The organism is Amycolatopsis sp. cmx-11-51, assembly GCF_047608665.1.
Lineage (GTDB): Bacteria > Actinomycetota > Actinomycetes > Mycobacteriales > Pseudonocardiaceae > Amycolatopsis.
The window spans coordinates 1-23,318 of sequence record NZ_JADNQO010000001.1 but is presented as its reverse complement, the minus strand read 5'-3'; the positions used below and the strand labels follow the sequence as shown (position 1 = coordinate 23,318).

Genomic DNA, 23,318 nt, shown 5'->3' with positions numbered 1-23,318 from the left:
GAGGTGGCTGCCTCCAGATAAGTCGCCTGACGTGACTTCCGGGCAATGGGACTATGTGCGGTCGGGTCCGAGAATCAAGGTAGTCAGGTTCTCAGGTTCAGGACGTGCCGACTGCTCTGCATGCGATTTCAGGTTCCATGATGGATTTCGCCTGGACTGTCGAGATGACCCAGGAGTGTTTGACGGTAACGTCAGCGGGCGACGCCTGCGGCAGATGGTTCGTCAGGGTTGTTGTCCTGGGGCGCCAAGGGAGTCGCGGAGGACGTCGATCCTAGTTGCTGTCCCGAAAGGCAATAGTGACAATATTCTGATGATCTTGGGGTACGCCGACCCTTTGGTGGTGAAACAGCTTTATGAAGCGCTTAGGGTTGCTGATTCGGGAACCGTAGTAGATTTCGTCAGCTTATTGAGTTTCATGAATCAGAGGAATGGCTTGCGGCGTAATGATCGAAATGTCCTTATGGTCCCGCAGGTATAGCTGACGCGACGATTTAGTCGCCGTGCTGACGTCGTGTCGGTGCAGTGTGGCGGATTCGTCGGCGCGGGTGGTGCAGGAGTTCAAGGCGGATGTGGCACGATTCGGACCGGGTTTTCGACTTCTTTATGGAGCAGGTGTTCGGGGGACGGGGGTTGTTGTCCAGAACGTCGCGGAGACGGTGACGGCGGTGTCGGAGGTTGCTCAGTCGGGTGCTTCTCTTGATGATGTTCTGTCTCCTTTGGGTGGTTTGGCTGGGTGGAACAAGAGTCGGGGTAAGCATTCATGACGGGTCGTCGAGCGGTCCGGATACGAGCTGTGTGTTGAAGAACAGTTTCGATCCGAACACGCTGGCGGGGCTGGTCGTGGGTCTGTGGTGGCGACGGATGAGCATCCGTTCTGGGGGGCTTGGGGAAACGCTGGTCGAACGCTGTTGATTTGAAGGCCGGGCATCGGTTGGAGACCGGAGACCACCGCGACGCCACTGTTACGGGCACGCGATCGTGGTCTGAGGTGCGGCGGGTTTACAACCTGACCGTCGACACCGACCACGCGTACTCTCCATGCCGGTTCCCTAGGTGGGTCGATGAGATAACCTCAGTGCTCACAAATTCGGCGACTCAAGGCGCTACCAATAGGTGGAAGAGTTTAATCCGGGAACCTTCCTTTACGGCCAATAGTGCCCGGGTGGCGTTGCCAATCCGCTGGCCGCCATGGCTTATGTCGCGGTGATGATGTCGAAGACTCGAGTAGGGAGGTATCCAGGTTATGACCTTGGCAGGCAGAGCTGTGTGACCTACTGTGCGCAGGTGCCCAGGGCGGGCGGCGTCACGGTATATCTTTCACTGCCTCTTGGAGGCTGACCTGCCCTCATCTTCGATGTGTGCCAGCAGTAGTGATTGCGCTCGGTTGACGACATGAGGCGAACCCGATCAGGGCAGCTGGAATGAGTCCGTCGCGTCCCGAAGCGCCGCCAGTATCCCCGGGTCTGTCACCGCGTGCCCCGCCGCCTCCACCAGCTCCAGCTTCGAGTCCGGCCAAGCCCGGTGCAGCTCGTAAGCCGTCGCCGGCGGGCACACCGCATCGTACCGCCCCTGCACGATCACGCCAGGAATCCCGGCGAGCTTCCCGGCCTCCCGGATCAGCTGCCCTTCCTCGAGCCACGCGCCATGGCAGAAGTAGTGCAGCGCCAGCCGGGCGAAGGTGACAGCGAAGTCCGGCGACGCGTACTGGTTGTGGAAGGCCGGATCTGGGCGCAGGCAGACGATCGCGCCTTCCCAGATGCTCCAAGCGATCGCGGCACGCTCCCGGATCGCCCGATCGGGGTGATAGACGAGTTCGCGATACGCCGACATCGGGTCGTCGCGGCGATCTCCGGGGATCGGGGCGAGAAAGGCTTCCCACTCGCGGGGGAAGAGGTTCGCGGCGCCGCCGTTGTAGATCCAGTCGAGTTCGCCGCGGCGGGCGGTGAAGACGCCGCGCAGGATGATTTCGGAGACGTGGCTCGGATGGCTTTCGGCGTAGGCGAGGGCGAGGGTCGCGCCCCACGAGCCGCCGAAGATCTGCCACTGCTCGAAATTCAGCCGTTCGCGCAGCTTTTCCATGTCCGAGACGAGATGCCAGAGGGTGTTGACCGACAGGTCGACGTCCGGCTCGCCGATATGCGGAGTGCTGCGGCCGGTACCGCGCTGGTCGAACAGGATGATCCGGTAGGCCTCGGGGTCGAAGTGCCGCCGGGCCATGGGTGAGATGCCGCTACCAGGGCCTCCGTGCAGGACGACCACCGGTTTGCCGTTCGGGTTCCCGGCTTCCTGGCAGTAGATCCGGTGCCCGTCGCCGACGTCGAGCATGCCCTCGGCACGCACGTGGATCGGCGGGTACAGATCGTCCATATGGACACTCTGCCCGAATCGGCGAGTGTCCGAAGGGTGGGGGCCCGCCCCCGCCGCCGGGCTGAGCGGGCCCCCGGTCTTCGGTCGCGTCAGCAGCCCGCCGTGGCGGCCACGTTCGCGAATCCCTTCCCGGCAGCGGTCACCTTGTTGCTCGCGCAGACCTTGTTCCCCGTTGCGGCCTTCACGAGATAGAAGCCGTACGCGTAGCTGGACTGCACGTCCGCGGTGTTGCCGGAGAAGGTGTTGTCGCGGCCCCAGCCGTCGAGCTGGACATGGACCTCGAAGCCGCCGTAGGTCGCGTTGTGCACGAAGACCTTGCTGCCCCGGTTGTCCGCGACCACGTAGTTGTTGCCCTTCATGTCCACCCAGCTGTCGGCGAAGTGCTCGCCGCTCTGCCCGGTCCCGTCGAAGACGTTGCCGCGCAGTTCGCCGCCGGTGGTGCCTTCCTTGATGTCGATCGACTCAGCCCGCACGTTCGGGCCGATCTTGTTGTTCAGCGCCTTGTTGCGGTCGCTCCGGTCGGGCGTGCCGCCGGGCCAGTTGCCCTTCGCGGAACCGAAGTAGATGCCTTCGCCGTAGCCCGCGTACTCGCGGCCGGTGTCGGTCACCTCGGAGTTCTTCACGACGTTGTCGGTGCTCGTGTACTGGAAGTGGATGCCCTCGTGGCCGACGCCGATGACCTTGATGCCGTCGACGACCGTGTTCTTGACGCCGGTCGCCATCAGGCCCTTCTGGCCACCGGTGAGGGTGAAGCCGGTCAGATTCCAGTAGCTGCCGGTCAGTTCGAGCGTGCGCCCGGCCGAGGCCTTGATGACCGCGCTTCGCGGCCCCTTCAGCGTGATGCGGCTGCCGGAAGTCCCGCTCTTCGCCGCCTTGAAGTTGCCAGTGAAGGTCGTGTGGGCCGTGAGTTCGATGACGGTGCCCGGATTGGCTGAAGCGAGCGCGGACGTCAGTTCCGCCGAAGTGCCTACGCGGATTGTCGCGGCCTGGGCGGGATACGTCGCCAGGAGCGACAGCAGGGCGGCACCGGTCGCGATGGCCAGAACCCGCTCACGAATACGCATCCGTAGTCCTCCTCGTCGAGGGATCGAAGCTCGGTCGTGGCAGCGACGGCTAGACCGTAAGGCAGCTCTCGAACGCTAGTCAAGGACATGATTGAAGTTCGTATACGTGAACGACTAAAGGAGGGTTGGCACGCACGGGCCGCCCCGAAAGAGAGCAAGGGACCTTTGCTATCGCGGGCGACGGGACAGGGGGTGTGTGGAAATAGGGACGTTCAGTGTCCCTATTTCCACACACCCTGCACTCGGCGTAGCGGTGCGAACTGACCATGTGGATTTGGTGCGTTAGATGACCCGAAGTCCACAGTCACCGCAGCCGTCCCGGCTGGGCTGCGTGCGGAGGGAGCAAGGGACCTTTGCTATCGCCCTCCCCAACGGGAGTGATAGCAAAGGTCCCTTGCTCTCTTTTGCGGGTCAGCGGCAGTGCTAGTCGTGGAACGAGTGCTCCGAGGCCGGGAATTCGCCTCGCCGGACGTCTTCCGCGAACGCCGTCGCGGCCCCGGCCAGCACGCCCGCCAGATCGGCGTACTTCTTCACGAAGCGAGGGGTCTTGCCGCGTCGAAGCCCGACCATGTCCTGCCAGACGAGCACCTGCGCGTCGCAGTCCGGCCCCGCGCCGATGCCGACCGTCGGGATCTTCAGTTCGTGCGTAATCCGCTTCGCCGCTTCGGCGGGCACCATCTCCATGACGACCGAGAAGGCGCCGGCCTCTTCCAGGGCGAGCGCGTCGGCGAGCAGCGCTTCGGCCGCTTCGCCGCGTCCCTGGACTCGGTAGCCGCCGAGATTGTGTTCACTCTGCGGGGTGAATCCGATATGTCCCATCACCGGGACGCCTGCTGACGTCAGCGCCTCGACATGCGGCGCGAACTTCCGCCCGCCTTCGAGTTTCACCGCGTGCGCACGACCTTCCTTCATGAACCGCACCGCTGTCTCCAGCGCCTGCTGCGGCGAAAGCTGGTACGAGCCGAACGGAAGATCGGCCACGACCAGCGCCCGCTTCACCGAGCGGGTCACCGCTCGGACCAAGGGAAGCAGTTCGTCCACGGTCACCGGAAGTGACGTGTCGTAGCCGAAGACGTTGTTCGCCGCGGAGTCCCCGACGAGCAGCACCGGAATGCCCACCTCATCGAACAGTGCGGCGGTGTACATGTCGTAGGCGGTGAGCATCGGCCAGGTTTCGCCGCGCTCCTTCATGTCGCGAAGGTGATGTACGCGGACTTTCTTCCCAGATGTGGCCTGGGGCGCCGCGCCGGTTCCATACGGGGCAGCGAGTTCGCCGGAATCCTTTTCGGTGGCAGACATCCTTGTCGACCGTCCTTCCCTCGAGGCCTCGAAGAGGTCCCCGGGTCGTGGAGCTGAACAGATCAAAGCCTGACACGCGGGGATAGCGCCCCCAAGGCCCTGCGACCAGCTTCACACCGCGGTGTCGACGCTGCCGAGGAAGAGATTCAGACCAGAGGATGATGATCTTTGACAACCACACAGGGTCGTGTGACGTCAAGTAGTAGCAGCTGTCGATCACCTGTGTGTACCCCGAAAGGCCAGTATGGGAAACCCAGCGAGCCGTGTCCCGCCGTGGAAGGCGAGGGCAGGCGGCATCGTCGCCACTCTTGTGCAGCTCGCGGCCGTGTTCTCAGTGATCCTCCTTCTCGCCGGCGGCGTGAAGGGGCGGGTGCTCAAGATGGGCGACGTCGCCTTCTCGGCACTGAGCATCCCGACGAACGCGAGCCTCGTGATCGTCCTGCTGCTCGTCGTCCTCGGCGCCGCGCTCCGCCGCCGCAAACGCGCCGCCCTCTACACGCTGCTGCTGTTCCAGATCAGTGGCCTGGCGGTGACCCTGGCCTTCCAAGCCGCCCTGCTGTGGTGGCCCGAACTGCTGAAACTGGGTCCGTGGCAGGTCCGGCACATCCCGCATCAGGTGTGGGTGCTGGCCATCGCCGACCTGATCTCGATCGGCATGATCGCGTTCCTGTGGATCCTGCGGCCAGCGTTCCCGGCCAGGCTCGCCCCGAGCGCGTGGCGCGACGGCCTCACCATGCTGTTCGGCGGGCTGGCCGCGGTCATCCTCGTCGGCTGGGGGCTGAGCGAGGCCTTCCCCGGTCGTCTCGCGGACACCTGGGCGCGCTTCGCCTGGGTCGTCAACCACACGACCGGTGAGAACATCCAGCTCCGACGGGTCGGCATCGGCGAAGGACCCGCCTGGCTCGACCTCGTGCTCGACCTCAGCGCCACAGCCGTCGCGACGGCCGCGCTGTACACGCTCTTCCGTGGCGTACGCAGCCGTCGTCTGAGGACAGACGAGGAAGAACTGCGCGTACGGCGCCTTCTCGCCGAACACGGCGAAGACGACTCTTTGGGCTATTTCGCCACCCGGCGCGAGAAGAGCGTCGTCTTCTCGCCCAATGGCCGCGCCGCCGTCGCCTACCGCGTGCTCGCGGGCACCAGCGTCGCGAGTGCGGACCCGATCGGTGATCCCGATGCCTGGTCCGACGCGGTCCGCGCCTGGCTGAACGAAGCACGCACCTACGGCTGGACCCCCGGCGTGCTCGGCGCGAGCGAACGCGGCGCGAAGACTTACGCCGACGCGGGTCTGCGCGCCCTGGAAATCGGCGACGAAGCGGTCCTCGACGTCCGGGACTTCAGTCTCGCCGGGCCGGAACGCCGCTCGGTTCGCCAAGCGGTCAAACGGATCGAGCGGGCGGGATACACCACGAAAGTCCGGCGGCACAGCGAAATCCCGGCCGACGAAATGGCTCGGCTGCTGTTGCAGGCGCAGCAATGGCGCGGCGCGGAGACCGAGCGCGGATTCTCGATGGCGCTCGGCAGGCTCGGCGATCCGAGTGACGGCCGGAGCGTGATGGTCGAGGCGTACGACGCCCGAGGCGAGCTGCGCGGCATGCTGTCATTCGTCCCGTGGGGCCGTCGCGGATTGTCACTGGACTTGATGCGGCGCGACCGTGACGCCGAGAACGGCCTCAACGAGTACATGATCGCCGAGGTCGTGGCGGCGAGCTCACACCTTGGCGCACAACGGATTTCGCTGAACTTCGCGATGTTCCGCGCGGTCTTCTCCGAGGGAGAGCGGATCGGCGCGGGTCCGGTACTGCGGGCCTGGCGCGGTGTCCTCAGCATGGCGTCGCGGTTCTTCCAGCTGGAATCGCTCTACCGGTCCAACGCGAAGTACGGACCCGACTGGGAACCGCGATTCCTGTGCTATTCCTCGGCTCGACGGCTGCCGAGGGTCGGCATCGTCGCCGGCGCGCTCGAAGGTTTCGTCCCGACCGGACGGTCAGGGCGGGCGCTGAAACTGGAGACGGTCACCGACGAATTCGTCGCCGAAGTCCACCGTATCGACGCGAACGCGGCCACCCCCGCACCGAAGCAGGTGCGGCGCCCGGACCAGGTCCGCGTACGGATGGCGAAGCTGGATCGCTTGCGGGAAGCCGGGATCGACCCCTATCCGGTCGGTTTCACCCGGGAGGATCTGCTCGGCGAGGTCGTCGCCAAGTTCGGCGACCTGAGCCCGGACACTCACACCGGTCACCGGGTCCGCATCGCGGGCCGGGTGCTCGCGTTGCGCAACCTCGGCGGGCTCTGTTTCGCCAGGGTCAAGGATTTCAGCGGCGAGATCCAGCTGATGCTCGACGCCTCGGTGCTCGATCTCGGCGGTTGGCGGCGGGGCATCGACCTCGGCGACCACGTCGGTGTGAGCGGGCAGGTCGTGACGTCGCGGCGCGGTGAGCTTTCCGTGCTCGTCGACGAGTGGACGGTCACGGCGAAGAGCCTGCATCCGTTGCCGGACAAGCGAAAGGGTCTCACCGATCCGGAGACGCGAGTGCGGCAGCGCTACCTCGACCTCGCGGTGAACCCGGATTCGACGGCGATGCTGCGGATGCGCTCGACCGTGGTGCGCGCGGTGCGGGAACGGCTGCACCAGGGCGACTACCTCGAAGTCGAGACGCCGATGCTTCAGACCGTCCACGGCGGCGCCAACGCCCGTCCGTTCGTCACCCACATCAACGCCTACGACATGCGGATGTACCTCCGGATCGCGCCCGAGCTGTATCTGAAACGGCTGTGCGTGGCCGGGGTCGAGCGCGTTTTCGAGCTGAACCGGAACTTTCGCAACGAAGGCGTCGACGCGACGCACAACCCCGAATTCACCATGCTGGAGGCGTACCAGGCGTACGCCGACTACAACACGATGCGGACTCTGACGCGAGAACTCGTGCAGCACGCCGCGGAGGCCGCGTACGGCGCGCAGGTCGTTCGCCGTCCGGGGCCGGACGGGAAGGTCGTCGAGTACGACATCTCCGGTGACTGGCCGGTGATCCCGGTCCACGAAGCCGTTTCGGCGGGGCTCGGGGCGAAGATCGACGCGGGCACCCCGGTCGCCGAACTCCAGCGGCTGTGCCGCGCGGCGGGAGTGCCGGTGAACGAGGAGGCCGGGCACGGCGACCTCGTGCTGAAGGCGCACGAGCATCTCGTCGAAGGCTCGACCGTGATGCCGACCTTCTACACCGACTACCCGACGGATGTCTCGCCGCTGACCCGGCAACATCGCGTGGATCCGCGGCTGGCCGAGCGCTGGGACCTGATCGCGTTCGGCTCCGAGGTCGGCACGGCCTACACCGAACTGACCGACCCGCTCGAACAGCGGCGGCGACTGGAGGCCCAGTCGCTGCGCGCGGCGAGCGGGGACGTCGAGGCGATGGAACTGGACGAGGACTTCCTGCTCGCGCTCGAACACGGCATGCCACCGACCGGCGGGCTCGGCATCGGCGTCGACCGGCTGCTGATGATGCTGACCGGGGCTTCGATCCGGCAGACCGTGCTGTTCCCGTTCGTGCGCCCCCAGTCGTAGCGGTAGCAAGGGACCTTTGCTCTCACTTGCTTAGCCTGCCTAAGCGAGTGGTAGCAAAGGTCCCTTGCTCTCTTCCTGGCAAAACCGGCCCGAGCCCGCCTTCCTGATGTAAAGATCTTCTTCCCTACGGAAGGAGCCACCATGGCTGGAAACGTTCCCCCGGTCGCTGACGAGCGCGAAGGTCTCCTCGCCTACCTCGAGCAGCAACGGCACGTCCTGCGCATCGCCGCGCACGGCCTGACCGAAGAACAGGCCAGAGCGGTCCCGACCAGAAGCTCACTGAGCGTCGGCGGCCTGATCAAGCACACCGCCACCGTGGAAGACGGCTGGATCGACATCCTCCTTCAGAAGCCTTCGAAGCCGATGGAGGAGACGATGAAGGAATACGAAGCCGGCTACGTGATGGCTGACGGCGAGACGCTCGAAGACGTCTTCGCACGCTACGACGAGGTCGCTCGCCGCACTTCAGACGTCGTCGCGGGAATCGCCGACCTCGGCCAGCCGGTCCCGGTGCCGAAGGGCGTGCCTTGGTACCCGCAGGACGTCGACGCCTGGTCTGTCCGCTGGGTGCTCTTCCACCTCATCGAGGAGACCGCGCGGCACGCCGGGCACGCCGACATCATCCGCGAGCACATCGACGGCGCGACCGCCATCCCGCTGATGGCCGCCGCGGAAGGCTGGCCGGAGACACCTTGGCTCAAGCCGTGGTCGCCGGCCGCGACCGTTTAGAACAACGTCGGTTCGTCCGCCAAAGCGCCTTCGATGACCAGCATCCGGCGCTTGGTGGCGACCCCTCCGCGCGCGGAGAACCCACCGTCCTTGCCGCCCGCGGCGAGCACGCGGTGGCACGGCACGATGATCGGGAACGGGTTCCGGCCCATCGCCTGCCCCACGGCCTGCGCCCCGCCGGGCAGGCCGAGGATGTTCGCGATGTCGCCGTACGTCAGCGTCTTGCCCGCGGGGATCGAGCGGATGAATTCGTAGACCCGGTGATGGAACTCCGGCACGCCCTCGTAATCGAGCTCGACGCCGGTGAGGTCCGTGCGCTTGCCGTTCATCAACGAGACCACGCCGTCGATCGACCGCTGGACGTCCGCCGGTGGCACGGATTCGACCGCGTCGGGCAGACGAGCGGCGAGCCGTGTCCTGGTCTTTTCCTCACTGCCCTCGGGGAGCTGGACCGCGATGACCCCGCGTTCGTTCCACGCGATGCCGCAGTCGCCGATCGCGGTGTCGAACACGGCGTAGCCCGGTGCCGTCATGAGTCCAGGGTACGAGACAGGTCCGACAGTTTCGGCTTAGCCGCTTTTCGGCGACACCGCGGTGCCAAGGACGCGGCGACTGCGATAGGACTATGGGCATGAGCGACCTCGTGCTTGATCACCTCGTCTACGCCGGGCCGGATCTCGATGAGGCCGTCGCGCGCGTCGCCGATCTGACCGGCGTCACGCCCGTACGCGGCGGCAGGCATGTCGGGCACGGCACGGCCAACTACCTGGCCGATCTCGGTGCCGGTGCCTATCTCGAGGTGGTCGGGCCCGATCCGGATCAACCCGAGCACGTGGGGTCGCGACCGTTCGGCGTCGACGAGCTGACCGCGCCCGCACTGGTCACCTGGGCCGCGCGAGCGCGGGGCATCGACGACGCGATCGCCGAGGCGCGCGAGCGCGGTTACGACCCGGGGGAGGCGTTCGAGATGTCGCGCGCCACCGACGACGGCGAACTGCTGACATGGCGTCTCACCGGCGCCGGCGGCTTGGACGGGCTCGCACCCTTCCTTATCGACTGGGGGAGCACCCCGCATCCGACGACGCGCGGACTCCCATCGATCCCGCTACTCCTGGTCACCGGTGTCCACCCAGAGCCAGCCGCGGTGGAAACTGCGGTCCGGGCGCTCGGGATGGACATGCTCGTACGGCGTGACGCGAAGCCCGGCATGGTGGCCGTGCTCCAAAACTCAGCCGGGAAGCAAATCACGCTGAGCTGAGCGTGCCACGACGGTGCCCTCGCTCCAGCCGTTGGTCATCGGCAGCCGCCGGTCCCGCCCGAACGCCTTGAACGTGATCTTGGTGCCCGGCGGGTACTGGCGGCGCTTGTATTCGGCCTTGTCGACCATGCGCACCACACGATCGATGGTCTCCGGCTCGAAGCCCGCGTCGACCAGGTCGACGTAGCCGCGGTCACCCTCGATGTAGTCGTCGAGGATGTCGTCGAGCATCAGGTAGTCGGGGAGCGAGTCACTGTCCAGCTGCCCCGGCCGCAGCTCGGCCGACGGCGGTTTCGTGATCGAGTTCTCCGGGATGGGCGGGGTCTCGCCGTTCTTCTCGGCTTCCGCGTTGCGCCATTTGGCCAGGTGCCAGACGTGTGTCTTGAACAAATCCTTGATCGGCGCGAAGGCCCCGACGGCGTCGCCGTAGATCGTCGAGTAGCCGACGGCGAGCTCGGTCTTGTTGCCGGTGGCGAGCACCAGGTGACCGTCCTGATTCGACAGTGCCATCAGCAGCATGCCGCGGACACGGGCCTGGATGTTCTCTTCGGCGAGGCCGGTCAGCTGAAGCTGGTCGACGTAGACCTTGACCATGTCCGCGATCGGTTCGACGCGGTAGTGCGCGCCGATGCGGCGGGCGAGGTCGGCGGCGTCGCCCTTCGAGTGCTCCGAGGAGTACTCCGAAGGCATTGAAACGCCGTAGACGTTGTTGCCGCCGAGCGCGTCGGCGGCCAGCGCTGCCACGACCGCCGAGTCGATGCCGCCGGAGAACCCGAACGTCACCGACGAGAAGCCGTTCTTGTGCACGTAGTCGCGCAGGCCGATCACGAGCGCGTGCCACACCTCGGCCTCGTCCGAGAGCGGTTCGCTGATCGCGGATTCGGTGCGCGGGCTGTAGGCCGGAACCAGTTCGTCGCTGAGGACGCGGCGTTTGACCCGCAGCCCCTCGAACTCGCCCTCGGCGGTGTGCCCGCCCGCGACGAGGTCGGTGTCGACGATCAGCAGGTGCTCGGCGAACTGCGGCGCGCGCGCCAGCAACCGGCCGTCCGCGCCGACCATGATCGAGTCACCGTCGAAGACGAGGTCGTCCTGGCCGCCGATCTGGTTCGTGTACACCAGCGGCGCCCCGGCCTCGGTCGCGCGGCGGGCGATGAGCGGCAGGCGGATGTCGTCCTTCGCGCGCTCGTAAGGCGAGGCGTTGGGCGCGACCACGAGGTCCACCCCGGCTTTGCCCAGCGCGGAGATCGGGCCGCCGTCCTGCCAGACGTCCTCGCAGATCACCATGCCGACGTCGACACCGTGGAAGCGGACGACTTCGAGTTCGTTGCCCGGCTTGAACCAGCGGTGTTCGTCGAAGACGCCGTAGTTGGGCAGGTGGTGCTTGAACTGGCGGGCGACCACTTCGCCGCGGTACAGCGCGGCCGCCGCGTCGCGCGGACCGGTCTCGTCCAGGTCGAGATAGCCGATGTAGGTGAGCACCTCACCGCATCCGGCGTCCTCGAGCCGCCGGGCGAGCGCTTCGACCATCTGCTTCGAGGCGGAGGCGAAGGTCGGGCGGAGGGAGAGATCCTCGACGGGATAACCGGTGAGGGACATCTCCGGGAAGACCACGAGGTGGGCGCCTGCTTCGGCGGCTTTACGGGTCCACTCGACGGTGAGCTCGGCGTTGCCCTCGAGGTCTCCGACGGTGGTGTTGACCTGGGCCAGTGCGATGCGCAGTTGCGGCATGCCGACATTCTCACCCACCGGCGTCCGCGGGGACGACCGGATGTGCCGAATCGCCCACCTGGGTCCGGTCGTGCGAAAAGAGAGCGGGGGACCTTTGCTATCGCTCTCCAAAAGAGAGTGATAGCAAAGGTCCCCCGCTACCGCGACAGGACCCGAGCGCTATTTCCGCTTGATCATGCTCCGCACCTTCTTGATGGTCTGCTCGAAGTCGGAGTCGAACGGGTTGTCGTGCACCAGGTAGGTCCACGTCGTGTTCGCCCGCCGCACTCCCGCGTCACCGAGGTCGATCCCGTCCTCGGTGATCTCGGCTTCTTCGAGCGTCTTCGCCGCCCGCTCGGCCGCCTCCGGGATGATCTTGTGGAACTCGGGGATCGCCGCGCGGTGGAACTCGTCGATCGGCGTCTCCCGCGCCAGCGCCCGCAGGTGGATGCTCTCCCGCACATCGGTCAGGAACGCCAGGTGGTCCGACCACAGCTGGTCGATGTGGAACAGCAGCACCTCACGGCTGAGCTGTTCGACGCGTGCTTCGTCGTCGACAGCCTCCGAAAGCTCCTTGAACTTCTCCGGGTGCGCCTTCTCCAGTACCTCCGCCGCGTGCGCGGTCCTCAGCACCTTGTCCCGGTGCTCGAGCAGCTCGCCGCGCTGCCGCTCGATCAGCCGCGTGTAGCGCCAGGTGTTCCGGTGGATCTCCAGGTCGACGCCCTCGGCGACGCGCTGCGCGTGGTTGATCTGCCGCAGCGCCGCCGGGTCGGTGACCTCGCCGCTGCCCACGTCGGAGCTAATGCCTTCGGGCACGTCCGGCGCGTTCGACAGCACGAGTTCGTCGTTCAGACTGGCGAAGAACACCGCGCTGCCCGGGTCGCCCTGCCGTCCGGACCGGCCGCGCAGCTGGCCGTCCAGCCTGCTCGACGGGTAACGGGCGGTGCCGATCACGTGCAGGCCGCCCAGTTCGACGACCTCGTCGCGGCCGTCGCCCTCCTTGCCGCCCAACCGGATGTCGGTCCCTCGACCGGCCATCTGGGTCGAAACGGTGACAGCGCCCTTCTTGCCGGCGTCGGCGATGATCTCGGCTTCCTCGGCGTCGTTGCGTGCGTTGAGCACGACGCACTCGAGCTCGGCCTTCGCCAGCTTCTCGGCCAGCTCCTCGGACTCGGCGACGTCCTGGGTGCCGACGAGGATCGGCCGTCCGCTCTCGTGCACCCGCCTGATCTCCTCTTCGATCGCGCGCAGCTTCTGCGACGGCGATCCGAAGATCCGGTCTTCCTGGTCTTCGCGGATGTTCGGCGTGTTCGGCGGGATGACCGCGACCTCGAGCTTGTAGAACTCGCGCAGCTGTTCGGCGACCGCGACCGCGGTACCGGTCATACCCGCGACCTCGGGATAGCGCGCGAGCAGCGCCTGCACGGTGATCGAGTCGAGGATTTCGCCCCGGTCGGTCGCCTTCACCTGCTCCTTCGCCTCGACGGCGGCCTGGAGGCCGTCCGGCCAGCGCTGCAGTTCGGCGACGCGGCCGCGCGCGGCGTTGATCAGCTGTACCTTGCCGTCACGCACGAGGTAGTCGACATCGCGGGTGAGCAGCGCGTGCGCGTGCAGCGCCACGTTCACCGCGGGCAGCCGGTCCGAACCCGTGTCGTCGTAAAGGTTGATGTCGTCGCCGAGAGCCTTCTCGACCACTGAAGCGCCCGCCTTGGTCAACCAGGCGTTGCGGCCGTCGGCGTCGGTCTCGTAGTGCAGCCCGAGCCGCAGCCGACGGACGATGTTCGCGACCTCTTCGTCGGCATCGGTGTGGTCGATCGACCCCGCCATCACTAACGGCACGCGTGCCTCGTCGACCAGTACGGAGTCCGCCTCGTCGACGATCGCCACCTCGGGATCGCGCTGGACCAGATCCTCCTCGCGCGTCACCAGGCGGTCGCGGAGCACGTCGAAGCCGATCTCGCTGACGGCGCCGTACGTGACCTCCTTCGCGTACGCCTCGCGGCGCTCGTCGCGGGAGTGCGCGGGCTCGATCCAGCCGACGGAGACGCCGAGCAGGTCGTAGATCGGGCCCATCCACTCCGCGTCACGGCGGGCGAGGTAGTCGTTCACCGTGACGACGTGGACTTGCTTGCCGCGCAGGGCGTACCCGGCGCCGGCCAGCGCACCGGCCAGCGTCTTGCCCTCACCGGTCTCCATCTGCACGATGTGCCCGCTGAGCAGGCCCATCGTGCCCAGCAGCTGGACGTCGAAGGCACGCTCGCCGAGGGCGCGCCGAGCGGCCTCACGGCCGAGCGCGCAGACCTCGACCAGCTGGTCGTTGCCGAAGGCCGTGGCGTCCCGAAGCTTGCCGGCCCGCTCTGTCAGCTCCTCGTCGGAGAGCTTCTCCAACTCGGGCTCGAGCTTCTCGATGGCCGGCAGCAGCGCTTCGTAGCGGGTCAGCTCGACGCTGCCCGGCCGCTGGATGATCCGGCGCAGCTTCTTGCCCACCCGGCTGATCAGTGCTGCCACCCCTGTGCTCCCGTCTGTTCTTCTGCCGTCCGCACTCGTATCACCAACGCAGTGGTGGTGCGGCCGAGTTCCACGGCCGATGGCACGATCCAACCGTGTCCACTCATGTCAGCGCCAGGTCCCGTGCCCGTCGATTCGCCGCGATCTCGCTGTCCGGCCTGCTCGCCGTCACTTTCGCCGGTTGCTCGTCGGGAGAGGGTAGAACCCAGCCGCCGCCTCCGGCGACCGAATCGCACGCACCGTCCGGACAAGTGCCTGCAGGACTCGAGAAGTTCTACGGACAGAGTCTGACCTGGGCCGACTGTGCACCCTACGCGACATCCGATGACGTAAAAACGGCGTTTCGGGTGAAGGACGCACAGTGTGCCCGACTGACCGTCCCACTCGACTACGCGAAGCCTGAAGGCGACTCGATCACCCTCGGCCTCCTACGCCGGAAGGCGCTGGAAACCGACGAAAGGATTGGCTCGCTCGTGGTCAACCCGGGTGGCCCCGGTGCCTCCGGCATGCAGGCCGCGGCCGGTCTCGCGTCCCGGACCGCGACTAACGAGCTGGGCAAACGCTTCGACGTGGTCGGATTCGACCCGCGAGGCATCGGTGCGAGCCAGCCGCAGATCCGCTGCCTGACCGATGCCGAACGCGACGCGGACCGAGCGGACGACAGCGAGACGGACGGTTCACCCGAAGGCGTGAAAAAGCAGGAAACCGAGTCTCAGGACTTCGCGACCAGGTGCGCTCAGCGGACCGAACACGGCGCCTCGACGCTCGCGAACGTGGGTACCCGCGAGGTCGTCAAGGACATGGACATCCTGCGTTCGGTGCTCGGCGATCCGAAGCTGAGCTACCTCGGCTACTCGTACGGGACGCGGATCGGATCCGCCTACGCGGAGGCGTTCCCGACGAACGTCCGCGCGCTGGTACTCGACGGGGCCGTCGACCCGGAGCAGGACGCGGTGGAATCGCTGGTCGCGCAGGGGCAGGGCTTCGGCAAGGCGTTCGGTGAGTTCTCCCACTGGTGCGCCGCGCGGGAGGACTGCGCGCTCGGACGCGACGCCGCGGGCGTGACAAAGGCGTTCCAGGACCTGGTGCGGCCACTGATCGACTTCCCCGTCCCGGTCGGCGACGGCCGGAAACTGTCGTACGAGGACGCGACCACCGGCGTGATCCAGGCCCTCTACCAGGAAGATCTCTGGGAACCGCTGAACACCGCGCTCAACGAACTGAAGCGCCAGCGCGGCGACGGCCTGGAAAGGCTGGCCGACCTCTACAACGAGCGTGGCGCCGACGGCCGCTACGGGACGACGCAGGACGCGTTCGTCGCGATCCGCTGCGTCGACGATCCGCGGGTCACCGATCCGGCGAAGATCCTGGACGCGCAGAAGCGGTACGCGCAGGCGGCGCCGTTCCTCGACGACGGCAAGCCGGACGGTTCCGCGCGCGACGCCTGCGCCTTCTGGCCGGTGCCGAACACCTCGGAGCCGCACCTGCCCAAGGTCGAAGGTCTGCCGAAGACGCTGGTCATCTCGACGACGAACGACCCGGCGACCCCTTACCAAGCGGGCGTGAACCTCGCGAAAGCGATCAAGGGAGCTTTGCTCACGTTCGAGGGGAACCAGCACACGGTGTTCCTCCAGGGCGTCTCGTGTGTCGATCAGATCGGCATCGAATACCTGGTGGACGGCGCCGTACCGGACGAGGGCACTCGCTGCGAGGCCAAATAAGATGAGCCTTCGCCGCGTCCCGGCCGTGCTCGTTGTCGCCGTGCTCGTCGCTTCGTGTACGACGCCACGGCCGCAACCCGCGCCGCAGGTGTCGCCGACGACTTCGGTGTCGCCGACTCCGGATCCGAAGGCGCTGGAAAAGTTCACCGGGCAGAAGCTCAAGTGGGGCGCGTGCACGGACTTCGCGGACAAGGCGTTCGACTGCGCGAAGCTCACCGTTCCGCTCGACTACCTGAAACCGGACGGCGAAACGATCTCCATCGGCGTCCTCCGGCACAAAACGAAGAAGACCGACCAGCGGATCGGGTCGCTCGTGGTCAACCCAGGTGGGCCTGGCGGCTCGGGCGTGTCGGCGGCGGCGCGTATCGCGAAGTCCGATCCCGCGGCGACGCTGGCCGCGCGGTTCGACATCGTCGGATTCGACCCGCGCGGCGTCGGGACCAGCGAACCGAAGCTCGTCTGTCTCACCGACGCCGAACGCGACGCGGACCGCGCGGAGGACTCGGAAAGCGACACGACTCCCAGCGGGATCGCGAAGCAACTCGACGACGCCCGGGCGTACGCCGCGAAGTGCGCCGAGCGCACGAAGCACGGCCAAGAGCTGCTCGCCAACATCGGAACCAGGGACGTCGTCCGCGACCTCGACGTCCTGCGCACGGCTCTCGGCGACGAGAAGCTCACCTACCTGGGCTTTTCGTACGGCACCCAGATCGGGACCGCCTATGCCGAGGCTTACCCCGACAAGGTGCGGGCGCTGCTCCTCGACGGCGCGGTCGACCCCGAACTCGACACCGCCGAATCGCTGGTCACGCAGATGGCCGGCTTCCAGAACACGTTCATCGAGTTCGGCAAGTGGTGTGCCGCCCGTGAAGACTGCGCGCTCGGTCGTGACGCCGGCGCGGTGACGAAGGCGTTCCAGGACCTGGTCCGGCCGCTGATCACCGAACCGGTCCCGGCAGGGAACCGTGAACTTTCGTTCGAGGACGCCATCACCGGTACCAGCGCCGCGCTGTATTCGCAGGACGCCTGGAAGTTCCTCAACGAAGGGTTCGCAGAGCTCAAGCGGGGGAGCGGCAAAACCCTCGTCGCGCTCGCCGACAGCTACTACGGCCGTGAGCCGGACGGCCGGTACACCGGCATCCTCGACGTTTACTTCGCGGTCCGCTGCGTCGACAGCACGCGGATCGCCGACCGGCGCGTCATCGACAGTGCTCATCAGCGGATGCTCCAGAGCGCGCCGTTCCTCGCCGGCGGCACCCCGGACATGAGTGAACTCGACATCTGCTCGGTCTGGCCGGTGCCCGCCACCTCCGAGGTCCACAGCCCGAAGATCGACGGCCTGCCGCGGCCACTGATCATCTCGACCACCGACGACCCCGCGACCCCATACGCGTCCGGCGTGAACCTGGCGCGCGACCTCAAGGGAGCTTTGCTCACGTTCGAGGGCGCGCGGCACACCGTCTTCCTCGACGGCAACGAGTGCGTCGACGGCGCCGGCAACTCGTACCTGATCGACGGCGAGTTGCCCGCCCCCGACACCCGCTGCACCTAGCGGGGGAGCAAGGGACCTTTGCTATCGCCCGTCCCCGACGACCACCGCGTTATGCCCGGTCAGCGCCAGTTCCAGCATCACCGCGAACTCCTCCGGCTTCGTCGGCGGCACCTGCACCCACACCCGCATCAGCCGCCGCGGCTCGTCTTTCGAAATCCACAGCTTCACGACCACGTCCGACCTGATCTCCGGCACGATCCCGCCGATCACCGCGGCCGGCACCTTCGCGCCGATCCGGAACGAGTCGGTGTCCTGCACCCGCTCCCACCGCTCGCCCTTCAGCTCGGTCGCCCCGGTCAGCAGCCGCCGAAGCCCCCCTTCAGCTCCGAGCATCGCCCGAGGCGTGTACGGCGCCGAAGCAGGGATCACGCGCTCCGCACCAGACCCACTGAGCGTGATCTCCGAACCGGACAACCGGTACTTGACCTTCATCCGTTCGAAGTCGTCCTGCAGGTCGGCATTACCGACTGCGCCACCCTCGAGGCTGATTTCGCCGTCGAGCCCGAGCACCGGCAACCCGGAGACCACGCCGTTCACCCCGAGCGTGAACCGCACACTGCGCAACGAGACGAGGGAGTCGGCCGCCGCGCTCACGAAATCCTGGGCAGGGGGCAACGAGGGTGACCCCGCGCAGCCGCCGATGAGCCCGACCGAGAGCAGCAGCGCCGGCACGAGATGACGGCAGTGCATGGCCAGAGCCTATGGCCTTGGCCCGAATCTTTCGCACGGTGTCCTCCCAGCCGCTTCCGCCGGGGGCAGCCGTCGGTGACGCTGTTCCCGTGCAACTCGAAACCCGACTCCACCGCGCGTGGTTCGTCGCCGCCGCGGCATTCGTCGCCCTCCTGGCCGCCGCCGGTTTCCGCGCGGCCCCTGGCGTGCTCATCGACCCGCTTCACAACGAGTTCGGCTGGTCACGCGCGACGATCGCGTCAGCCGTCTCCGTCAACCTCGTGCTCTACGGCCTCTTCTCGCCCTTCGCGGCAGCTCTTATGGAGCGCTTCGGCATGCGACGCGTCGCCTCGACGGCGCTGTTCGTCGTCGCGATCGGCGCGGGCGGCACGGTGTTCATGAGCGCGAGCTGGCAGCTCATCCTTTGCTGGGGCGTCCTGGTCGGCGTCGGCACCGGCTCGATGGCGATGAGCTTCGCCGCGACGGTCGCCGCCCGTTGGTTCGTCCGCAGCCGCGGCGTCGTCACCGGCGTCCTCACCGCGGCGGGCGCCACCGGCCAGCTGATCTTCCTCCCGATCGTGGCGAACCTCGCCATCGACGAAGGCTGGCGGACGGCGTCGCTCGTCATCGCCATCGCCGCATTGGCCGTCGTCCCCGTCGTCCTTCTGGTGGTCCGCGATCACCCGTCCGACGTCGGAACGACCGCTTACGGCGCCGGACCCGGCGAAGTCGCACCACCGGCCCGTACGGGTGGTTCAGCCCGCCGCGCGCTCTCGGTCCTCGGCTCAGCGACGCGCACGAAGACGTTCTGGCTGCTCGCAGCCGGTTTCGCGATCTGCGGTGCCACGACGAACGGCCTGGTCAGCACTCATTTCGTTCCTGCCGCGCACGACCACGGCATGCCGCAGACCACCGCCGCCGGCCTGCTCGCTCTCGTCGGGATCTTCGACGTCGTCGGCACGATCGCCTCCGGCTGGCTCACCGACCGGGTCGATCCGCGCATCCTGCTCGGCGTCTACTACGCCCTTCGTGGCGTTTCGCTCGCGCTTCTTCCGCAGCTGTTGAGCGGATCGGTGGAACCGAGCATGTGGGCGTTCATCGTCTTCTACGGCCTCGACTGGGTGGCGACGGTCCCGCCGACGGTCGCGCTCTGCGTCCGCCAATTCGGTACCGCCGGACCGATCGTCTTCGGCTGGGTCTTCGCCAGCCACCAGCTCGGCGCGGGTCTCGCGGCCTTCGGCGCCGGAGCGATCCGCGACTCTTCCGGCAGCTACGCGCTCGCTTGGTACATCGCCGGGGGTCTCGCGGTGCTCGCTTCGGTCGCTTCGCTGTCGATTACAAAGGCCGCCAAGCCCGAGCCGGTTCTGGTCGGGTGATCCACCACTTCCGGTCCTACGGCGCGTCGCGAAACATGTCGTTAACACGTTCTCGTTAGGGTGCGGCCATGGATCGCCAGCAGGAGTTCGTGCTCCGTACCTTGGAAGAGCGCGACATCCGTTTCGTCAGGCTCTGGTTCACGGATGTGTTGGGATTTCTCAAGTCCGTCGCCGTGGCGCCCGCCGAGCTCGAGGGAGCCTTCAGCGAAGGGATCGGCTTCGACGGATCAGCCATCGAAGGGTTCGCGCGCGTCTACGAATCCGACATGGTCGCGAAACCCGACCCGGCCACGTTCCAGGTCCTGCCTTGGGAGACCCCCGACGGTGGACCGTATTCGGCGCGCATGTTCTGCGACATCGCGATGCCGGACGGCTCCCCGTCCTGGGCGGACCCGCGGCATGTCCTGCGCAGGCAGCTTTCGAAGGCGGCCGAAGCGGGCTTCACCTGCTACGTCCACCCCGAGATCGAGTTCTTCCTGCTCGCGAGCCTGCCGGACGACGGCAGCGAGCCCGAGCCCGCGGACAACGGCGGGTACTTCGACCAGGCCAGCCACGCGACCGCGACACACTTCCGCCGCCATGCCATCGAGACGCTCGAGGCGATGGGGATCTCGGTCGAGTTCAGCCATCACGAGGGCGCGCCCGGCCAGCAGGAGATCGACCTCAGGTACGCCGACGCGCTGACCATGGCCGACAACGTGATGACCTTCCGTTACGTCGTCAAAGAGGTCGCGATCACCCAGGGGGTCCGCGCCACCTTCATGCCGAAGCCGTTCACCGACCAGCCGGGCTCCGGGATGCACACCCACGTGAGCCTGTTCGAGGGTGACCGCAACGCCTTCTACGACGCCGAAGACCCGTACGAGTTGTCAGCGACAGGTAAAGCTTTCGTGGCGGGGTTGTTGCGCCACGCGAAGGAGATCTCGGCGGTCACCAACCAGTGGGTGAACTCCTACAAACGGCTGATCAGCGGCAGTGAGGCCCCGACGACCGTCTCTTGGGGCCGGGCCAACCGCTCCGCGCTGGTCCGGGTCCCGATGTACTCCCCGGGTAAGGCGTCGTCACGCCGTGTGGAGATCCGCACGCTCGACTCGGCCTGCAACCCCTATCTGGCTTATTCGGTCATCCTGGCCGCCGGTCTCAAGGGCATTGAGAAGGGCTACGAGCTCCCGCCTCCCGCCGAGGACAACATCTGGCAGCTGTCCGACGCCGAACGCCGCGCGGCCGGATACGCCCAGCTCCCGCAGAACCTCGGCGAGGCCTTGTCCGAGATGGAGAAATCGGAACTTCTGCCCGAAGCGCTCGGGGAGCACGTTTACGACTTCTTCCTGCGCAACAAACGTGTTGAATGGGATAACTACCGCAGCGCGGTGACCCCGTACGAACTGCGGACCCTGCTTCCGGTGCTCTAGAAGGAGACCTGATGGTGCGGCGACCGGTGTTCCGAATCCTGACGACACTGGTCGCCGTGACCATCACGGCGACTGCCGCGCCGGCGGCATCCGCCACCGGTAGGCCTCTCGATCTCGACGCCGCCGACATCCCCGCGCTCCAGGCGCGGATGTCCTCCGGGCGGCTCACGGCGGTAAGTCTGACCTCGGCTTATCTCGATCGCATTCGCAAGGTCGACGGAAAGGTGAACGCGGTCATCGCGGTCAACCCGGCCGCGATCGCGCAAGCCGCGGGGAGCGACATCCGTCGCCGGGCGGGCAAGACACGAGGCCCTCTCGACGGCATCCCGATCCTGGTGAAGGACAACGTCGACACCCGGTCGATGCAGACGACCGCCGGCTCCCGCGCTCTGCGCGGCAACCCCGCGAAGGACGCGACCTTGATCCGCCGTCTGCGTGACGCGGGCGCGGTGGTCCTCGGCAAGGCGAACTTGTCCGAATGGGCGAACTTCCGCGCCGCCAAACCCACTTCCGGGTGGTCCGGCGTCGGTGGGCAGACGAACAACCCGTACGTACTCGACCGCAACCCGTGTGGGTCATCCGCCGGATCCGCCGCGGGCGTGGCCGCGTCACTCGCCCAGGTCGCGATCGGCAGCGAGACCGACGGCTCGATCGTCTGCCCGGCTGGGATGACCTCGACCGTCGGGCACAAACCGAGCCTCGGCCTGGTCAGCCGCACCGGCGTGGTGCCGATCTCGGCCGAACAGGACACCGCCGGTCCAATCGCCAGGAACGTCGTCGACGTCGCGCTGACCCTGTCCGCGCTCCAGGGCCGCGACCCGAGCGACCCGGCCACCGGCGCGTACCCGCCGAACCAGCCGACCGATTACGCCGCACACCTCCGGCCCGGTGTTCTGAAGGGCTCCCGCATCGGACTCTGGCGCTTGCCGGTACTCGGTCCGGACGTCGACAACGTGCTGACGCGGACCAGGAACTCGCTGGTCAAGGCTGGCGCCGAAGTCGTCGAAGTGACACCGCCGTACCAGGCGAGGCTCGGTGAACTCGAGTTCCCGGCACTGCTCACGGAGTTCCACCGCGACATCGATCGCTACCTGGCCACGCGCCCCGAAGGCCCGCGCGACCTCGCCGCGCTGATCGCCTACAACCGATCCGACCCGCTGGAGCAGACCTGCTTCGCCGGGCAGGAACTCTTCGAGCAGGCACTCGCCGCGCCCGGTCCGTCCGACCCCGGCTACCTGGCGATGCGCCGCGAGCTGACCGACCTGGCGAAACGCTCGATCGACGAGACCGTCGCGAAGCACCGCCTCGACGCGATCGTCGCACCCACGAACCCGCCTGCTTGGAAAACCGACTGCAAGACCGGTGACAACGACGTGATCCCGTCGTCGACCCCCGCCGCGGTCGCGGGGTACCCGGCGGTGACCGTGCCGGCCGGATTCGTCGGGGCGCTCCCGGTCGGGATCTCGTTCATGGCCGGGCAGTGGACGGACGCTCGGATGCTCGCCTACGCGGCCGACTTCGAGCGCGTCGTCCCCGCTCGGAAAACGCCTCGCTACCTGAAGACCGTCGGATGACGGGGGTTCGCACCGGCTGACCTGCGGCGATGCCGTTATGTGACCCCCCTGTTTCAGGGGGGTTCCGGGGCATGTAATCTTCTCTTCGTCGCCAAGAACACCGGGCCACCGGGGCCGAAAAGCCCCAGGCCAGGAACACGGGCCGAGCGGGTTGACACCGCGAATCGGACCAGGTAACGTTCAGCGTCGGCCCACGAGCGGCCGCCGACTCCCTGCAGCTAAGACCGCAGGATTCGGCATGCTCGACCAAAAGTTTGTGAATATCGCTTTGAAACAAAGCGTGTTGCTTGAGAACTCAACAGTGTGCTAGTGAATTAAGCCAGTAGAGCTTATGTATGTGAACCTCGTTTGAGGTTTCTTTGAGTGCAAGTAAAATTTGCCTCGATCAAATTTGACATTGTTGGAGAGTTTGATCCTGGCTCAGGACGAACGCTGGCGGCGTGCTTAACACATGCAAGTCGAACGATGAAGCCTTCGGGTGGATTAGTGGCGAACGGGTGAGTAACACGTGGGCAATCTG

Annotated in this window: 15 protein-coding genes and 1 rRNA gene; 9 read left to right on the top strand and 7 right to left on the bottom strand. The window is 66.9% G+C overall.

Going from position 1 to position 23,318, the window contains the following annotated elements:
- Positions 1–1,407: 1,407 nt before the first annotated feature.
- The 3 genes from pip to panB all read right to left on the bottom strand — a co-directional run bounded on the left by pip (position 1,408) and on the right by panB (position 4,730).
- Positions 1,408–2,367, bottom strand: a complete 960-nt coding sequence (gene pip / locus ACM6LU_RS00080; RefSeq protein ID WP_414935506.1) for a prolyl aminopeptidase — start codon at positions 2,365–2,367, stop codon at positions 1,408–1,410.
- An 89-nt stretch (positions 2,368–2,456) separates the two neighbouring features.
- A complete protein-coding gene (locus ACM6LU_RS00075) occupies positions 2,457–3,431 on the bottom strand; it encodes a hypothetical protein (RefSeq protein WP_414935505.1) in 975 nt (324 codons plus the stop codon).
- Positions 3,432–3,854: 423 nt separating this feature from the next.
- Positions 3,855–4,730 (bottom strand): 3-methyl-2-oxobutanoate hydroxymethyltransferase, encoded by an 876-nt coding sequence (gene panB / locus ACM6LU_RS00070; RefSeq protein WP_414935504.1) that lies wholly within the window; start codon positions 4,728–4,730, stop codon positions 3,855–3,857.
- Between the two features lie 244 nt (positions 4,731–4,974).
- On the opposite strand from panB, the gene lysX reads away from it, so the two are divergent.
- Both lysX and ACM6LU_RS00060 read left to right on the top strand, forming a co-directional pair.
- On the top strand, positions 4,975–8,292 hold the full coding sequence (gene lysX, locus ACM6LU_RS00065; protein ID WP_414935503.1) for a bifunctional lysylphosphatidylglycerol synthetase/lysine--tRNA ligase LysX: 3,318 nt from the start codon (positions 4,975–4,977) through the stop codon (positions 8,290–8,292).
- A gap of 141 nt (positions 8,293–8,433) precedes the next feature.
- Positions 8,434–9,021, top strand: coding sequence for a DinB family protein (locus tag ACM6LU_RS00060; protein ID WP_414935502.1), 588 nt, complete (start codon positions 8,434–8,436; stop codon positions 9,019–9,021).
- Here the strand turns inward: ACM6LU_RS00060 and ACM6LU_RS00055 are convergent.
- The gene (locus tag ACM6LU_RS00055) at positions 9,018–9,554 is read right to left on the bottom strand and encodes a methylated-DNA--[protein]-cysteine S-methyltransferase (protein ID WP_414935501.1); all 537 of its coding nucleotides are present in this window, start codon (positions 9,552–9,554) and stop codon (positions 9,018–9,020) included. The two genes, ACM6LU_RS00060 and ACM6LU_RS00055, sit on opposite strands and share 4 nt — an antisense overlap.
- 98 nt (positions 9,555–9,652) lie before the next feature.
- Here ACM6LU_RS00055 and ACM6LU_RS00050 point away from each other — a divergent pair, with 98 nt between their 5' ends.
- Entirely contained in the window at positions 9,653–10,279 is a 627-nt protein-coding gene (locus ACM6LU_RS00050) for a VOC family protein (RefSeq protein WP_414935500.1), read from the top strand.
- Here the strand turns inward: ACM6LU_RS00050 and ACM6LU_RS00045 are convergent.
- Together ACM6LU_RS00045 and secA2 are read right to left on the bottom strand one after the other, a co-directional pair.
- Entirely contained in the window at positions 10,250–12,007 is a 1,758-nt protein-coding gene (locus tag ACM6LU_RS00045; protein WP_414935499.1) for an NAD+ synthase, read from the bottom strand. The two genes, ACM6LU_RS00050 and ACM6LU_RS00045, sit on opposite strands and share 30 nt — an antisense overlap.
- A 159-nt stretch (positions 12,008–12,166) precedes the next feature.
- The gene (gene secA2 / locus ACM6LU_RS00040; protein ID WP_414935498.1) at positions 12,167–14,494 is read right to left on the bottom strand and encodes an accessory Sec system translocase SecA2; all 2,328 of its coding nucleotides are present in this window, start codon (positions 14,492–14,494) and stop codon (positions 12,167–12,169) included.
- 149 nt (positions 14,495–14,643) lie between these two features.
- On the opposite strand from secA2, the gene ACM6LU_RS00035 reads away from it, so the two are divergent.
- Positions 14,644–16,215: an alpha/beta hydrolase gene (locus ACM6LU_RS00035; protein ID WP_414937033.1), complete on the top strand. Its 1,572-nt coding sequence runs from the start codon at positions 14,644–14,646 to the stop codon at positions 16,213–16,215.
- A gap of 1 nt (position 16,216) precedes the next feature.
- Complete coding sequence (locus ACM6LU_RS00030) at positions 16,217–17,767, top strand: alpha/beta hydrolase (RefSeq protein ID WP_414935497.1); 1,551 nt, start codon at positions 16,217–16,219, stop codon at positions 17,765–17,767.
- 21 nt (positions 17,768–17,788) lie between these two features.
- Here ACM6LU_RS00030 and ACM6LU_RS00025 read toward each other — a convergent pair whose 3' ends face one another.
- On the bottom strand, positions 17,789–18,457 hold the full coding sequence (locus ACM6LU_RS00025; RefSeq protein WP_414935496.1) for an LppX_LprAFG lipoprotein: 669 nt from the start codon (positions 18,455–18,457) through the stop codon (positions 17,789–17,791).
- An 89-nt stretch (positions 18,458–18,546) separates the two neighbouring features.
- Between ACM6LU_RS00025 and ACM6LU_RS00020 the strand changes: the two genes are divergently transcribed.
- From ACM6LU_RS00020 to ACM6LU_RS00005, 4 genes are all read left to right on the top strand, one after another.
- On the top strand, positions 18,547–19,812 hold the full coding sequence (locus ACM6LU_RS00020; protein ID WP_414935495.1) for an MFS transporter: 1,266 nt from the start codon (positions 18,547–18,549) through the stop codon (positions 19,810–19,812).
- 68 nt (positions 19,813–19,880) lie between these two features.
- A complete protein-coding gene (gene glnA, locus ACM6LU_RS00015; protein WP_414935494.1) occupies positions 19,881–21,224 on the top strand; it encodes a type I glutamate--ammonia ligase in 1,344 nt (447 codons plus the stop codon).
- Positions 21,225–21,235: 11 nt separating this feature from the next.
- Positions 21,236–22,798 carry an amidase gene (locus tag ACM6LU_RS00010; protein WP_414935493.1) on the top strand — a complete coding sequence of 521 codons (1,563 nt, stop codon included), beginning with the start codon at positions 21,236–21,238 and terminating at the stop codon, positions 22,796–22,798.
- A gap of 397 nt (positions 22,799–23,195) precedes the next feature.
- A 16S ribosomal RNA gene (locus ACM6LU_RS00005) occupies positions 23,196–23,318 on the top strand; the annotation flags it as partial.

Bases quoted from the DNA above. Each gene is read 5' to 3' on its own strand.
- pip (WP_414935506.1), bottom strand. From the start codon at position 2,367: ATGGACGATCTGTACCCGCCGATCCACGTGCGTGCCGAGGGCATGCTC.
- ACM6LU_RS00075 (WP_414935505.1), bottom strand. From the start codon at position 3,431: ATGCGTATTCGTGAGCGGGTTCTGGCCATCGCGACCGGTGCCGCCCTG.
- panB (WP_414935504.1), bottom strand. From the start codon at position 4,730: ATGTCTGCCACCGAAAAGGATTCCGGCGAACTCGCTGCCCCGTATGGA.
- lysX (WP_414935503.1), top strand. From the start codon at position 4,975: ATGGGAAACCCAGCGAGCCGTGTCCCGCCGTGGAAGGCGAGGGCAGGC.
- ACM6LU_RS00060 (WP_414935502.1), top strand. From the start codon at position 8,434: ATGGCTGGAAACGTTCCCCCGGTCGCTGACGAGCGCGAAGGTCTCCTC.
- ACM6LU_RS00055 (WP_414935501.1), bottom strand. From the start codon at position 9,554: ATGACGGCACCGGGCTACGCCGTGTTCGACACCGCGATCGGCGACTGC.
- ACM6LU_RS00050 (WP_414935500.1), top strand. From the start codon at position 9,653: ATGAGCGACCTCGTGCTTGATCACCTCGTCTACGCCGGGCCGGATCTC.
- ACM6LU_RS00045 (WP_414935499.1), bottom strand. From the start codon at position 12,007: ATGCCGCAACTGCGCATCGCACTGGCCCAGGTCAACACCACCGTCGGA.
- ACM6LU_RS00030 (WP_414935497.1), top strand. From the start codon at position 16,217: ATGAGCCTTCGCCGCGTCCCGGCCGTGCTCGTTGTCGCCGTGCTCGTC.
- ACM6LU_RS00025 (WP_414935496.1), bottom strand. From the start codon at position 18,457: ATGCACTGCCGTCATCTCGTGCCGGCGCTGCTGCTCTCGGTCGGGCTC.
- glnA (WP_414935494.1), top strand. From the start codon at position 19,881: ATGGATCGCCAGCAGGAGTTCGTGCTCCGTACCTTGGAAGAGCGCGAC.
- ACM6LU_RS00010 (WP_414935493.1), top strand. From the start codon at position 21,236: ATGGTGCGGCGACCGGTGTTCCGAATCCTGACGACACTGGTCGCCGTG.